Annotated in this window: 9 protein-coding genes; all 9 read right to left on the minus strand. The window is 31.4% G+C overall.

Annotation, left to right across the window (positions count from 1 at the left end; genetic code table 11):
• Positions 1-130 precede the first annotated feature (130 nt).
• Positions 131-1438, minus strand: coding sequence for an alkaline phosphatase family protein (locus ACJDT4_RS01540; protein WP_406785766.1), 1308 nt, complete (start codon positions 1436-1438; stop codon positions 131-133).
• A gap of 265 nt (positions 1439-1703) precedes the next feature.
• The gene (pepT, locus tag ACJDT4_RS01545; protein ID WP_406785767.1) at positions 1704-2930 is read right to left on the minus strand and encodes a peptidase T; all 1227 of its coding nucleotides are present in this window, start codon (positions 2928-2930) and stop codon (positions 1704-1706) included.
• Positions 2931-3010: 80 nt separating this feature from the next.
• A complete protein-coding gene (locus ACJDT4_RS01550; protein WP_406785768.1) occupies positions 3011-4066 on the minus strand; it encodes an HD-GYP domain-containing protein in 1056 nt (351 codons plus the stop codon).
• Positions 4067-4096: 30 nt separating this feature from the next.
• Entirely contained in the window at positions 4097-7039 is a 2943-nt protein-coding gene (locus tag ACJDT4_RS01555) for a double zinc ribbon domain-containing protein (RefSeq protein WP_406785769.1), read from the minus strand.
• A gap of 10 nt (positions 7040-7049) precedes the next feature.
• Positions 7050-9143 carry an Hsp70 family protein gene (locus ACJDT4_RS01560; protein WP_406785770.1) on the minus strand — a complete coding sequence of 698 codons (2094 nt, stop codon included), beginning with the start codon at positions 9141-9143 and terminating at the stop codon, positions 7050-7052.
• A gap of 19 nt (positions 9144-9162) precedes the next feature.
• The gene (locus ACJDT4_RS01565) at positions 9163-10818 is read right to left on the minus strand and encodes an Hsp70 family protein (RefSeq protein WP_406785771.1); all 1656 of its coding nucleotides are present in this window, start codon (positions 10816-10818) and stop codon (positions 9163-9165) included.
• A gap of 26 nt (positions 10819-10844) precedes the next feature.
• On the minus strand, positions 10845-11405 hold the full coding sequence (locus tag ACJDT4_RS01570) for a nucleotide exchange factor GrpE (RefSeq protein ID WP_406785772.1): 561 nt from the start codon (positions 11403-11405) through the stop codon (positions 10845-10847).
• A gap of 326 nt (positions 11406-11731) precedes the next feature.
• Positions 11732-12700, minus strand: a complete 969-nt coding sequence (locus ACJDT4_RS01575; RefSeq protein WP_406785773.1) for an IS1595 family transposase — start codon at positions 12698-12700, stop codon at positions 11732-11734.
• 132 nt (positions 12701-12832) lie between these two features.
• The gene (locus ACJDT4_RS01580; RefSeq protein ID WP_406785774.1) at positions 12833-16885 is read right to left on the minus strand and encodes an AAA domain-containing protein; all 4053 of its coding nucleotides are present in this window, start codon (positions 16883-16885) and stop codon (positions 12833-12835) included.
• Positions 16886-17065 lie beyond the last annotated feature (180 nt).

Below are 17065 nucleotides of genomic sequence, written 5' to 3' on the forward strand. Positions count from 1 at the left end.
GAATTTAGCCCTCCTCTTTTTTCTATAGCAAATATATTCTTTACTGGACAAACACTTGTTAATCCGTATAACACACATATATAATTATAATACAAATTGCGTACTAATAGGAGATTTTATTCAAATTTATTTATGTAAATATTTCTTCAATTACCCTTCCATCGACATTTTCCATATTTAATCCAAGCATTTTGGCCATAGTGGGCCCTTCATCCACAAGTTTTATTTCTGGCAAAGAAAATCCACTTTTTATTGAAGGTCCTGCTGCTGCAAAAAATGTTCTATAATTAGTCTTAAGAGGATCATATCCATGAGTAGCTACAAAGTAATCCTGTTCATTAATTCTGGATCTTGATTTTACTATTTCATTTATGACCTTTGGAGCCTTCCAATCATTGTCAAAATAGTAGCCATCATTCGCTTCTATCATAAAATCGAAATCTCCTGTAATTCTTTTTTCTCTTTCAACTTCTTCCTTTGTGTATACTTTTCTTATTGGACATGGTTTTAAATTCTTAAGTTCCATAAATATATTTTCTACAATCTTAGATGAATTCCTATCCTTTACTTTTATCTGTGCAGATCCATCACAATAATTCAAATATGCCTTCCATCCTTTAATATCTCCATTTTTATCTAAAGTTATAAGTCCTCTTCTCACAAATTCCGTATTAATGCATATTCTATAATCCACATCAGAAAATCCATGATCTCCTAATATCACAAAGGCAGTGTCCTTATATATATCAGCTTCTTTAACTGCATTTATAATTTTATTTATTCTATCATTCATTCTAAAAAACACTTCATCAAGTTCAGATGCATTAAAACCAAGCTTATGTCTTGTATGATCAACTTCGTTCAAATGTAAAAGGACCAGATTTGGCTTTTTGTTTTTTATTACATATGCTATGGATTCAGTGGAAAAATCATCAAGCTGTGGCTCTTCTATACCCTTTAACATTTTGCCAAACTTTCTAAATATATTAAAAAGAAAGATAGGAGATCCTGCCCTTAAGGATTTAAATATCTGGCTTTCTTTAGGTCTTACTGTCCATATCTCTGGGCAATTATAATCTATTTTAGCTCCTCCCATTACCGGCCAAAATACATTTGCAATTTTCATGTTAGCTTCTTTAGCTATATCACATAAGGTTGGAACTTTTATATATTTTTTATACCAATACCAATCCTGTCTTTTTATACCCGGTTGCATTATTTCATTAGTAAATAAACCATGCTTATCTGGATATACTCCAGTTATTATTGATGTATGCGAGGGATAAGTTAATGAAGGATATATCCCTACAACTTCTTTTGCATAGGAGCCATTTTTTATTATCTTGGAAAATCCTGATAAATTTATTATCCTACCTAAATCCTGCGAATTAAGTGAATCTATAGATATTACTACAAGATGCTTAGCTTTATTTTTCATGCTTTCCACCTCCGATTCTAAGCATAGCGCTGTGTTAAAGAATTGTGTTGAAAAAATTATGCATAAAAGATATCAACACAATTCTTTAACACAGCACCATATTAAAACCTCTATAATTCTCACTACCTATTAAATACATCATTAATACTACTACTCTATTATTATAAACGTATTATATAATTGTTAAAAATAATGCGAAGCAAAGTATTTCTAAACATTAAATACTATAGCTTCGCATAAGCTGAAGGTAATAACCTTTCGTTTATTATTTTTCAGAATAAAGTTCTATTATCTTAAGTATAACTTCAACAGCTTTTTCCATAGCAAAGGTAGGAATACATTCATATTTACCATGAAAATTCATTCCACCTGTAAACATATTAGGCGTTGGAAGTCCCATAAACGAAAGTCTGGCACCATCTGTACCACCTCTTATAGGATTTACAATAGGTACTATTCCTAGGTCCTCCATAGCTTTATAAGCTATATCAACAACATGTTTAACAGGCTCTATCTTTTCCTTCATGTTGTAATATTGGTCTTTTAATTCAACCATTACAATTTCTCTTCCATATTTGTTATTTATAAAGTTTGCAGTGTCAGTAATTAATTTTTTTCTATTTTCAAAGCTTTCTTTATCAAAATCCCTTATTATATATTGTATTTCAGCATCTTCAACGCCGCCTTTTATGCTGTATGCATGATAAAATCCCTCATATTTTTCAGTATGTTCAGGAGTTTCACTTTTAGGAAGTAAGCTCATAAACTCAGCTGCTACTTCAACAGCATTTATCATTTTATTTTTAGCATCTCCAGGATGAACACTTCTACCCCTTATAATAACTTTTGCACTTGCAGCATTAAAATTTTCATACTCAAGCTCACCTATAGCACCACCATCTACTGTATAAGCAACCTCAGCACCAAACTTTTTCACATCAAAATAGTCCGCTCCACGACCAATCTCCTCATCTGGAGTAAAGGCCACATGAACTGTTCCATGCTTTATTTCATTGTGCTTAGTAAGATAACTTACTGCGGACATTATTTCTGATATTCCAGCTTTATCGTCTGCACCTAAAAGAGTTGTTCCATCTGTTGTTATTATAGTTTCACCCTTATATTTTAAAAGATCTGGAAACTCATTAGGCGATAAAACTACATTTTTTTCTTTATTAAGTATAATATCTTTTCCATCATAGTTATCAATTATTTGAGGCTTTACATCCTTACCGCTGATTTCAGGACTGGTATCCAGATGAGATATAAATCCTATTTCAGGTACCTTTTTATCCATGTTAGCTGGAAGCGATGCCATAACATAACCATTACTATCAACCTCAGCATTTGAAAGTCCTATGCTTTTTAAATCAGCTACTAATTTCTTAGCCAATACCAATTGCTTATCAGTACTAGGTACTGAATTTGAATCCTCATCAGATTTAGTGTCAAACTTTATATATTCAAGAAATCTATCTACTACTTCTGACATTTATATACCTTCTTTCCTTAATATATTATACATTCTATAAAAAGAGTATAGAACATATATGCTCTATACTCAATACCAATTTAAATAACTTCTTCAACAACCACATTCCAATTGCTCATCAAATCAACTTCATAAGGCGATATAGGCTGCCTTGTTGCAGTATCATAAGTAACTCTTATTACGGGTCTGTCAGGAAAAGTCTTATTTTGCCTTACAACATATCCTTCTACTCCGTTTGAAAGTCTCACACATGAACCAAGTGGATATACAAAAAAAGTCATCCTTAATTTTTGCACAATATTAGGATCAAAGGAGGTTCCACTGCCTGACAAAATAAGTTCATAGGCTTCATTAGGATTAAACCTTTTCCTATAAGATCTATTTGCACTTACAGCAGTAAATACATCACACACAGATATTATCCTTGCAAATTCACTTATATTATTTCCCTTTAGACCAAGAGGATACCCTGTACCATCATACTTTTCATGATGCTCGTAAATCCCCCTTAAAACATCCTCGCTAAAGGTATCATATTTTTCTATAATTTCTTTTCCATACTTAGTATGTAGCTTTAAAGACTTAAATTCATCTTCTGTAAGCTTTTCTTTTTTATTAATTATCTCATTTGGAATTTTTATTTTACCTATATCATGTAAAAGACCACTCATACTCAATTCCTTGAGTTTTTTTCCAGTATAGCCTAATGATTTACCTATAAAGCAGGCCATTATTGATGTATCAATACAGTGGATGTAAGTATATTGATCATAGGATTTTAATTCGTAAAGATTTATATTCGCACTGCCATCAGCAACTATATAATCAACAAGATTATGCATAACTTTCATAGACTGCTCTGCATTTTTCTTGTCTCCAGTAAGTAAGTTATTAAATACTGTAGGCATTTCACCAAGTGCAGTTGCTCTCACATTATCAAACTCTTCATTAATTTTTACATCATCTAAGGCATCATCTTCTACATAAACAAAAAACACCATATTTTTCTTAAGAAAATTTATATTGTCCCTTGTAGTTTTAGTTCCCGATTTAATTAAAAGCTTTCCATCACTATTATAGATGCTTTTCCCAATAGTGTAGTCTGGTTCAAGATCTCTAAGAAAAACCATTTTCATAATTTATTCACTACCCCATTATACATTTTTTCATTTTCTCATAAATTTATATTTTTCACTCTCTTTATTTGATTCTAAAAAAGGTCTTACAAACATATTTTCATCAATAGAATTTAAAACAACTCTTTCATCGTCCCCCCTATACACTATATTTCCATCATTAATGGTTAAAGGCTCGCTTTTTGTATTTGCAACTAAAACATACCTTGGTATTTCCTTGTCTAAGAAGTCATTTTCTAGTATAAAAGTTATTCCCTTGTTAAGTCGAAAAATACCTCTTGATCTTTTTATCTCATAGTATATCTCAAAAAAACCAGTATTTTTTATTTTGCATTTACTTCCATAGGAATAGCGCTTTATGTATTTATTTTCATCTATTGTAAAAACAGTAAAAAAGTAATTTGTCCTATCTAGATTATCGAAAACAAAAGCCGCGTCTTTACTATAATCATCAAATGATATTTCCTTATAATTTGCTTCTGGATCATTTACACCGCTGCAAAAGTTTTCAAATTTCCATCCAACAAGAACCTTTTTTATTTCTTTAGGCCATCTCCATTGTAGATATAATTTCTTATTTAAAATATATCCTGTTAAATTTTCAACATCTTTTAAAAAAGATATATGCAGTTGCCTTCCTACTGATGCAATATTTCCTTCTGCCACTACAGGAAGTATAAACAAAACTCCATCATCAATGCTTTTTATATCACATTCTCCCTCTTTTTTTATTACAGCCTTATTATCAATTTTGCTTAATTTATCTCTCTTTATAACTTGTCCTTCTTCAAATTCAAAAGGTTCATTTGAATACAATATATAAACTTTTCCGCTGAAGTTTTTCCTTTTAAAATTAACCCTTATTCCTCCGGCTATATTTGATAACTTTATTTGCGTAATGACCTCAGGTGGCACAATTGGTTTTCCAAAACATGTTACTCCTTCTGATGCAATTTCATTGTCCTTCATATCTCTATATATGGAGATTATGCGATATCCATAACTTTTACCGTTAATAAGTCCTATATCTTCTGCACCAAAAAGTGATACATCCTTTACTTTAATGCCATCTCCCCTTGCAGCAGGAACTTCTTCTTCCTTTCTCCAAACCTCGACCTCTCTTGTTTTGGTGGAAGATGTCCAAGATAAAATCACCTTACCGCAGTCTGCTTCAACTTCAACATCATCTACATCAGCAATTCTCACAACAGGTCCAATAACAGAAAAAGTCCTAGAATATATACTTCCACCTCTAACTGCAAAAACAGCATAATAATAGTTTTGACCTGGTTCAGCTGTATAGTCTGTTATTTGGCTTTCATTCGTTTCCCCAATAAATTTTCCGTCCTCAATTGAAGAAGGTTCACTTCTCATCTTTCTTATTACCTTATAGGTTACATTTTTATTTAAAATACTATTATCCCAGCTTATATTTATACCATCACCTATTATTTTATGTCTCAAAAACCTTGGAGCTTGTGGTGGATATCTGGTCATCCATCTTAAAGCCTCTTCACAATCACTGCAAATATTTAAAACAGAACTATATATGTCATCTAAAGTGTCTTTATCCCTGATTTCATGAGCTTCATTAAGTTTCTTCTCAACTTCTCCGATTTTATTGCTTATTAGATTTTCTAGTGCTTCTACTAAACTTGAATAGTTTATTTGCTTTAATGCGATAAGTTCCTTCATAGCAGTATAATACTGTTTTTTTTCAACAAGATTTTGTATTTTAGTTTCTCTATCAAGTATTATAATTCTCTTATTTTTTATACCCTTCATAAGCTTTAAAGCTCTTTCGCTATCTGGATATAAAGCTAATGCTTCACTTACGTAAAAATATGCTTTCTCAATATTTCCCGCTGCTTCACATCTTTCCCCAGATGTTATAAGCTGTGACGCTTTTGTAATATTTTTTATATTAGTCCCACAATTATCGCAAAACTTGTTTTGAGAATTTACTATTTTATGACACTTAGGGCATGATATTTTTAAGGGCGAGCCACAATTATAACAAAACTTAGAAGTCCTATAATTTACACTACCGCATATGCTGCAGCTTTGCATAAAATTTATACTTAAATTTACTGGAATCTGAAGTGAAATTTTTTTACTTGAGCAGATATTTTTTATATAATTTTTTGCCTCTTCTTTTTCAAAACCCTCTTGCTGCATATTAGCTACTAAATTATCAAACTCTTCACTTGATACATATCCCTTTGATGCTGATATTTCCAAAGCCATCTCAACATACCTTATACTTTCACTTTTAAGAGAAGTATCATATGCTTTTTTACTTTCTTCATCTTTAAAAATATCGTCGCATAATCCCTGAAGAATGGAGCTTGCTGTATTTATGGCGTCTTTTGCTGCTATCTTTCTTATCTCATCATATTTATACTTAGATGCCATCTTTAAAACTCCTACCGGTGAATCCTTTGACACCTTTAAAAAATCATACAGCGAGTTAGCCTTTACTATTTCTAGATTTGTCTTTATCTTATTTATTATAGTATCATCTATTTTCTTCTCACTAATTATTTTATTTAAAGAGTTTTTTTTATTTAAATGCACTGGAACCTTTATTCTTTTCATTACTTCTTCTTTTGAAAAGCTTCCAAACTTACTCTGAAGTGAATTTACTTCTTCTTCAAAAATAGTTCCCTTTGAACACAAAAGCTGTATGCACTCATCTAACAACTTAAATTTATCTTTTTCTTCCTGTTTCTTTATTCTTAATGCCTTTTTCCATTCTTCTTTTCTTTCATATGGGTTTCCAAGCATAACCCTTTTTATTTCCGGTACTAGGCTTAAATAAAACTTTGCCTTTACAGCTTTAGTGGGGTGATTCCTAAGCATGGACCACTGGCTTCTTTTTTTATTTATGGCATCTTCTATTTTCCCCTCATCCTGTTCCTGCGGTTCTACGGATAGTCCTAAAAGCAAATAAAAATTTTCACTGCTTTGCAAAGCTATCACCTCACTTTAAAAGATTTAATGAATTAGATTTTTGTCCATATCCTTGAAATAATTTAAGGCTTCCACTGGTTTTTGAAATTACCCTTGCTATTTTTGAGAAGGATTGTGTAAGTTTTGTTGCTTCTGTGAATATTGAATTTTCCCTGCAAGTAGCTATACTATCCAAAAATTCTTTTTTGGCACTTCCAAAGCCTATGGCTGCAATTTCTATTCCATCCGCTTTACACTTATTTGCAATTCCAACTACATCTTTTTTTCCGTACCATTGCCCATCTGTAAGTACTACTATATAGGAATCTCCATCTACATTTCTTAACATTTCATATGCCTTTGAAAATGGTTCTGAGGTAGTAGAGGTTCCCACTTTAACAGAATTTAAATTTTCTATTGCTTCTATAATACTTTTTTCATCCTTAGTTAAATCCATTACAATTTCATCCTTATTAGCAAAGGCTACAATTCCTATTTCTGAGTTATTCATGTCAACTTCAGAAATAAAATTCTTAGCTGCCAAAACTGCATTCTCAAGCGGAACGCCTCTCATACTTCCTGATAAATCCATAGCTATAACTATACTTTTATGGATTTTTTCCTCTTCTTCTTTTGGTTCATCATAAAGCCATTGTAAATCATCTTCGCATTTTTCAATACTTAAGCTGAGTTTTTTTCCTGTTTTTCTTTGCACTGCTGAAACTGTAACAACTCCATTTTTGTTATAGGCATATTCTATATCTATTACTGCTTGTTTTGAACTTTCATGCTCTATATTTGAAAAAGTATATTTTCCTAATATACTGCATTTTTGTATATCTTCACTTTCTCCTTGGAGCATATAAACATCAAGAAGGTTTTTTCTGTTTCTTCCTGTTCTTATTACATATGGTCTTGTTTCCTTGCAAGGTATTTTTTTATTCTTGGGTATTATAATGCTATTTATATACTTGGTGCCATCTTTACTTATTGCTGCCATTCCTAGGCTGTGGCTCATAACATCCTCTGTTCTTTTATAACTTCCAAGTGTAAATACGTTTTTGCCATCAAGCTTTGCCTGCCTTGAAGCTTCTATTGCTGCTCCAATTGAAACCGCTTCATCTACATTAATTCCAGCTACTACATCTTTTCCGCTTATATTCTTTATATATTCGATTACCATTGGCATTCTAGTAGAACCTCCAACGGGCAAAACACCACTTAGCTTTTGCCAGGATAGTCCTGCATTTTTAAGCACATCTTCACTTAATCTTTTTGTTCTTTCTAAAAGATCTCCTGTAATACCTTCTAAGATTTCTCTTGTAAATTCAAAGGTTTCTTTAAATTCTCCATAGCAAATATTGACCTGGCATTTTTCTCTTGTTGAAAGCTGCTTTTTTACATTTTCTGATTTAACTAATATATCATTATAAGATTCCATGTCATCAAGTGGATTTATCCCTGTCTTTTCAAAAAACTTTTGTCCTATATAAACTGCTACTCTATCATCCCAGTCTTTTCCTCCAAGTTCATGGTCTCCATCTGTACCAAGCACTTCTATACTTGCTTCATCAATATGTACAAGAGTAACATCAAAGGTTCCTCCTCCCAAATCATAAACCAGAAGATTTTTTTCTATAGCATCATTTCTCATTCCATAAGCTATAGCTGCTGCCGTTGGCTCATTTAATATGCTTAAAACATTTAAGCCTGCTGCTTTTCCTGCATTTATCGTTGCTTCTCTCTGTGAATTATTAAAATAAGCTGGTACAGTTATAACCGCATCTTCAACTTGAGTTTTTAAGGCAGCCTCTGCATCCCTTTTTAACTTTTTTAGTAAAATGGTTGAGAGCTTTTCTGAATTATAATAATCACCTCTAAAATTGATTCCAAAATACTCATCTCCCATATTTCTTTTAAAAAATGATGCTACATTTTCATCGCCCATCGCCTGCATTTCCTTGGCTTCTTCTCCTACTAACACATCTTCTTCTCCAAAATATATTACAGATGGTGTTAAAGTTTTTCCTTCACTGTTATTCAAAACCTTTGGAATTCCTTTTTCATCGATAACAGATACTACAGAAAATGTTGTGCCAAGATCTATTCCCAAACTATATTTCATACTCATCTATACCTCAACTTTATGATACTTCTATATTTTTATTTCTTTCTTTTGCTTCTTCAAGTTCTTTTCCTTTAATCACGGAACTTGTATCTATAGCAGTCTTTACCTCTCTTTTTTCTACTGCCTCTATTCCTGAAATGTCAAGTCTTCCTTCTTCATTTAATTTAAAGGTTATATCAATTGGTGAATTTGCTGGTAAATTTTCTGGTAGCATTAATTCTGCTTGTCCTATTTCTTTTCCGTACTCAAAATCTATAACTCTATCATTTAATTCATCTTCTACTACTCTTATTAGTACATTATCCTGATTTTCATCATGTGTACCAAATCTTTCTGTAAATTCCGCCGGAACCTCTGAATTTTTTAATATTAAATTGTATATTACTTCTTTTCCTTCATTGTTGTATGTAACTACTCCAAAGCTTTTGCTTACAACATTTACTACTCTTACATTTGAGGCTTTTACTGCAGACAAAGTATAGCCTGTATCATCTGCCACCTGCTTTGCTGCCTTTTCAACTATGTTTTCTTCTATTTTATTTTCGTCTATGCCTTGTTTTACGTTTTCTGGAGTTTGTCCTGTTTCAAGTGAAATTCTATTTACGAGTTCATCATTTACAGACAGCTTCCATCCATATAATGCTGCTCCTTTTGAAACTGCTTCATCTGGATCAAAAATCTTAGGTTCTATACCATACTTTTCTTTTATAATTTTTTCTACCTGAGGCATTCTTGATGACCCTCCAACTAAGAGTATTTCATCAAAGCTATTGTAATTTTTCTTTCTTGCTTCATTAAGCATTTCATCTGTTAAGCTTACAGTCCTTTGAAGCAAATCATAAGTTAATTCATCGAACTTTTCTCTTGTAATTTCTATTTTTGCTCTTTCACCTTCATAATTTATTGATATTGGTGCTTTTTCTCTTTGTGAGAGCGTCTTCTTCACTTTTTCCGCTAAGAGTTGAAGTTCTTGGCAAGTTTCCTTATCTTCTAATATATCTTCTTCTTTTCCTGTTATCTCCTTATATTGATTTGCCATATAAGCAATAAGAGCATCATCCCAATCCTTGCCGCCTAGATTGTGATCTCCTCCTGTGCAGATTACTTTTATAGAATCTTTGTTTATATCTATCATTGTTATATCAAAGGTTCCTCCACCTAAGTCATATACCAAAACAACTTTATTTTCTTCTGAATCCATACCATAGGAAATGGCTGCTGCTGTTGGCTCATTTAAAATTCCTCTTACATTTAGCCCTGCTATTTCTCCAGATAATCTTGTAGCTTCTCTTTCGTTTATTCCAAAATATGCTGGACATGTTATTACTACATCTTCTATCTTTTCTCCTAAAATATTCTCTGCATCTCCTACTAATTTTCTGAGCACAAAGCTTGATATTTCTTCTGGGTGATATGTTTTTCCTTCATGTTCAAAGTAAAAATTTTCATCTCCCATAGCTCTTTTTACAAAAGCAACAACATCTTCAGGATACATCTTTGAATTTTCTTTTGCCACATCACCAACAATAACATTATCTTCGTCAAAAAACACAACTGATGGTGTTATCCTTTCATTTTCAGCATTAGGTACAACCACCGGTCTTCCATACTCATCTACATAAGATATACAGGAATATGTTGTCCCTAAATCTATTCCAAAAATTTTATTCATTTTGTTTTCCCCTCCTGAAAATACTATTATTTTTGTTCTTTATATACATACACTTCTACAAGTTCGTGTCTTATGACTCTGTCTTCAAACATATATCCTTTTCTTAAGCTTTTGGCTATTGTCCTATCTTTATCCTTTTCATCTGTTTCAACTGTTTTTACAATTTTCTGTTTTTTAGGATCAAATTCCGGCATGACATATGTAAATTCTTCTACTCCCTGTCTATACAATATATCTTCCAAATCCTCCGATTGTCCTTCAATAATCCCTATTAATTTTTCAGGTTCAATCTCAGCCAAATTCTTTTGTTTTAACGCCTGCACTGTTTTATTATTATTATCGATAGTATAAATTATATCTGTAATTACTGGTCTCAAAAGCTTATGTATAATGTCGTCTTTATATTCTTGAAGCTCTTCATGAAGCTCATCTATTATCTTATCTTTATGTCTATCATACTTTACCTTACTATCAAATTCTTCCTTTACTTCTTGTATACTTTGATTTATTTTCTCAACAATCTCTACTATATTAACTTCTTCATTTGTACTTTCTTCAACATTTTCATCCTCAACCTTATCACACATAACTACTCTCCATTCTCTTTTTTAATCACTTTAACCATATATAAACAATTTTTTGTATAATTCTTCTTATTTTAATTATATATTTAATTTTGTACTTTGTTAAGAGGGCAATAACATCTCTGTGGGTGAAGGTGACAGCATACCTTGAGCTGTGTTAAAGTTTTGTGTTAAAAAACTTTTATAACAGTATTTCGTTTTAAATTTCTGATGCTTTGTTAAACTTTTGTGTTGATAGCTATGTAATACTTTAAATGTATGTGAATAATTATATTGCTGACAATTTTGTACCACTGATTTTTATTTAAAGTTAATCTAATTATTCCATTTTATATAGAAAATTCTTTTAGCCTTATAGAATCACAAGTTTCATAAATTTTATTAATACATGACATTATGAGCATATTTCTTATGTTATTAAATGTAATTTTAAAACCTATACGAGTAACATACTTAAACCAAGCCGCATAATTATTAAGATATTTTGAAGCAACACCACTAAACTTTTTCAGCCAAATTTCAAATTTACTGTTATAGCTTTTTACACTTTGTATATTGTATTTTTTACTAATAGAAAATAAGTTTACTATATGGTGTTCAAACCCTTTTCTCTTTGCATAGTTTATATAAGCTTTCCAGTTATCAGTACATAGAATATTATCCCTAGACAAGCTTTTTCCTATTATATTGTCTATCCTCTTTTCGTAAATTTTTCCTAAACAACCCACTTTAGAAATTATAGTATTTTTCCTATCAACAGCCGAAAATACACATACTTTTGCTTTTCCAACTACCATATGCTTATACTTATATCCTCTTTTTCTTGGTGCTCTACCTACTATATGCCTTTTCCCTTTCTCTGAGTAAGCCAAATACATATCATCCATTTCAACAATTCCTTTAAATCCTTCTATGGTTAGAAGCTTTAACGAATCTAGAACTTTATGCCTCCAATAAAAAAGTGAAACAAACGAAATTTTTAAAACTTGAGATGATTTACGCAATGAATATCCTGCTATCATACATTCAATGAATAAAGACCATTTACTGCGATAATGACTTTTATGCATGGGTGTAAAACTAAAATCATTAAAAGTTCTACTACATTTTTTGCATTTATATCTTTGAATATTTTTATATCTACCATACTTAACTATACTTTTATGATTACAATATGGGCAACATTTTCCTGTTCTATCTCTAATTTTACTTATTTCATTTACTATACTGTCTAATGAAACTTTGGGAATGTTAGTCAATCCATTAGTGTCATATTTAGAAGCTGTACTATCATTCATAAATAAAAACCTCCTAAGACATATAGAATATTTTAAATTCTAACCATCTTAGAAGATTTTAATCACCACAAACTTTTTATTTTAATTATCAACACATTACTTTAACACAGCCCAAGACACCTCATTTAACCCTTACGCAGTTATCTTCTTTATTCCCATTTCATTAAGTTTATTCAGCAGACGATTTATGGTTCTATCCTGATTTCTGTAGAACTCACTTCCTCTTATTCGGTAAAAAATCCAGCCAACTCTCTCAAGTGCCATTTGCCTTTCTCTATGCTTTTCCCAATCCTCAATATTGCTCCATCTTCCACCATCACATTCAACAGCAATTCTATTGTTTTCATCCTCTATTATAAAATCAACCTTGTATTTTCCAAGACCAACAAACGGCTTTATGTCATAGCCCCTCTTCTTAACAGCATTAAAAACATCCTTTTCAAATTCACCAGCCAAGACCATATTATCGCTATTTTTTTCAGAAGAAGCTATATTAGGATCTAAACAATATCTGAGAAATTTAGTTCTTACACAGTTGCTGCTTAACTTGTCCTCATCAACAGAATAAAAAATCCACATCTGATTTCTAGCACGGCTAGCTGCAACATTAAATCTCCTAACATCAGCCTCACGAGTTAGTGCTGTAAATTTACTATTATTTGAAACAACCATAGATAAAAACATAACGTCCCTCTCATCCCCTTGGAAGGAATAAGCATCACCACATAAAAGCTTTCTCCTTAAAAGTTCTCTCTCGCCGATTCTGTGCCTTAAAAGATTCTCAATAATCTCCGCCTGTTGGTCGCCAAGTAGAGAGATAACTCCCATAGTCATATTATCATACTGAGGATTATTGCAGCATTTTACTATCTGATCAACTATCTCCTTAGCCTCATTCATATTTACTTGGTTCATATTATCCTTAATTCCATTCTTAACTTTTACAGCTTTGATAGGATATATAAAAGCCTCCTTACCTCTAGGATATCTCAGAGGAATTATTTCACCAGAGTAACTCAAATTATTGCTAAAACCTATTATCTCAGGTGCACATCTAAAATGCTCTCTCAAAAGAAGTCTATCTGGAAATACTCTAAGAGCAGTATTGTAAAGGCTTGTCTGTAAATCGAACCACTCTGAATGAGGTATCTCTTTTAAGTATCTATCTATAAGCTCATCTATACTCTCCTCATCAATGCCAACTGCTTGAGGACTTATTTGCTTATCGTCACCAACTATTACCGCACGCTTACCACGCATAAGTGCACTTAATCCAAAAATATCACTTTGACTGCTTTCATCAAATATAACCACGTCAAATAAGTTCTTATTTAATTTTATATTTTCTATAACCTTGTTTAAAGGCATTATCCAAACCGGAATACAATCCTTGCACTTCTCCATTTCCCTTTGAGCCATATTTCTATATTTAAGTGCAAACTTTCCACGTCCCTTGCCAATTCTTTTTACAGCTTGAAGCCATGCATAAAGGCTTCTTTTTTGAATGTCCGTCGTATTCACAATTTGATTGTACCAAGCTTTTTTTGCAACTATCTCCTTAATAAGCACCTTTTCTTTTATTTTTTCATTTTCTATATTTTTCTCCAAAATATCTGTCCTAAGATTATGAGCCTTTTTTAAGAAACCATTCAGTTGTTTCCATTTCCAGGCCTGCGATATATTTTTGTAAGCCTCACGTTTACTGCTCTTTAAAAGTTTACTCGTAAAAAGAGGTGCCGCCGATTCAAGTTTATTTTTAAATATATTTATTTCCTTTACAGCAGGAATAAGTTCTTTTAGCCTTTGAATCTCATTATAAGCCTTTTTTATTTTTTGAGTGTCCCTTTTATCTATTCCATCCGTTAAACAATCAATTCCATAAGTGTTTCTGCACATTTTGGTCACACCACTTATATAGGTCTTCTCCTTCTCGTAATTCTTAATATTTCTAATGCTTAAAATTCCTCTTTTTAAATAAGAATAAGTTTCCTTTTTGTACCAATCTATATTATTTAAAAATGTTATTTCTCCGAGGCTATCAACAATTTTGCTTCTATAATTTATATTCCAATTAACTACTTCACCAAGATTTTTAATCTCCCCCTCAATTTTTACAAAAGTATCAGCATCAAATTCTTTAATTTCTTCGCCCTTAAATTTTTTAACATTGCTATTCCAAAGTTCCATTAATTCTTTTTCTATGTTGTTTTTGTCTAGATAAAGCTTTACAATCTCAGCTTGTTCTCCATATTCTATAGGGTTGTTATCCACAAAACACTCTTTAAAAATGTATCTATATTCCCTATGAAGAGTTTTATATAGCTTGTTTATTCTACCATTTGATTTAGCATGAGAATAAATGTTTTTAAAATCCGCCTCGAATTTATTAAAATCTTTCTTTTGAGGGATTTTAATTTTATGGGATACTATCCTACTTTGTATATCCGAAAGACGGCGTATATATTCTGAAGACTTAACATACAAATGCTTTATTTCCGGTCTTTCAACTTCGCTGGAATAGTAGCAAAGCATAAGCTCCTTAAGCCAGCTTTTTTCTATAAATTCCATCTTATCTTCAGCTTTATCAAGTAGGTTAATTACCTTATCATAGTCTACTTTTTCATTATATGGAAGAGACCACCCCTTTATATTTTCCTTATTTTTAAAATATTCCTTTTCAAGTTCCACATAATCCTCAACTGTGCTGCAAACTTCATCGCATTGAGGAAGCTCTGAAAAAACTTTAAGTGCACTATTTACCTTATTTATATCTTTATTATTAACACTGTTAAGTAAATATATAAAATGAGCAAATTGCTGATCGTTAATTGGACAATCTCTATCCATTGAAATTTCATCGTCAATCCAATTAAGCTCACTCTCATTTTTCCTTACCCATTTTGCAATTTCCATAAGTGTATAAATTTCACCCTTAATATTAAGCTTCTTAGTCTCAATACACTCAGCTTCTTTAATCTTTTCATATAGGTTTTTTTGTTTCATCCTGCACTCTGAAAGTTCCTTTTTCAGTGGAATTACTTCTTTATTTATATCGTCTGGGTTAAGTGATAAATTTTCCGTTATTTTTCTAACAGAATCATCTAAGTTTTTTAAAGATTTTGTGTCATCTCCAAGAAGACTCATGCAAAGAGGTCTTATTTCTTCTGGCACCTTATCGGATAATACCTTGAGAGCTCGTCCAGTTTGACTTGTTACAAGAACTCTTTTTCCATGAGCAAGTAAATGGCATATTAAATTTACTATAGTATGACTTTTACCTGTACCCGGAGGTCCCTGAACAACAACGCCAAAGTTATCACATAGCTTATTAACAATTTCTTTTTGTTCTTCATTTGCAGGAAGCGGAAAAAGCAAATTTTCACCAACACTCTTCCACTCATCGTTTTCCTTTTTAGCAGCTTCAATTTTTTCCGTTTCCACTAGTGCTTTTATAGGAAGTGGTATAGGATATCCCAAATCAACTACATCAATTATATTATTAAGTTCCTTATTCCAAAGTCTACTATCAGTTTTCCTAACTATAATTAAGGAAGCATCATAAAAAACAGGATAATTATTTGCTTTAATTTCACTAATATTTTTTATATTTTCTTTAATTTCTCCATCGGGATTAATTTCAGCACTTAAATAGTGCACTGTCTTATATAAAATTTCTTTTACATTTTCAATATCTCTAACATCAATAAGCTCCTTTTCAAATTCATTCTTAACCTCAATTATCTTATCCAAATTAGGCATAGTCATCCCGCCAAGCATGTCCAATTCCATAATAGTTCTATTATCATATGGTTTTAAGAAAAATTTTCCCTCCTCAGCATCAAAGCTCAGCTCCATTTTAGTTGTAAATATAGGATGAAGTATTTTTTTATCTCCATTATTCCATGCTAATATATGATTTCCCCACACAATCTCCATATTTTCACTATTTTTCTGTATCATCAAATACAACTGAAAAAAGGAATCATACAATTTTTTATTTTCTTTTCCAACTTCTAACCATTCTTCTCTATCATCATTATTTAAAATAACTCCGTTCTTGTTTTCAAGTTCCTGCCTCCAATATAATTTATCATATTGATTTATATTTCTCATTACTTCTTCATCCATATTTTTAACGCTTAATAGGTAAGAAAATAATTCCTTAACCTTAGTTTTAGTATCCATATGCCCATTCCCCCATATATATTAAAATAACAATGGTTTATTCCTTATTTTACCAATTCTTATAACATTATACCATATATTTTCAGTTATTCAAATAAATATTTAAATTGATTTTTGAACATAAGCACTATATAATTTATATAACGATATAGATAAACTACTTCAACTGTTGAAATTTAT

Origin of the sequence: Clostridium neuense (genome assembly GCF_045310695.1) — a bacterium.
In the GTDB taxonomy this organism is placed as follows: Bacteria; Bacillota; Clostridia; order Clostridiales; family Clostridiaceae; genus Clostridium_S; species Clostridium_S neuense.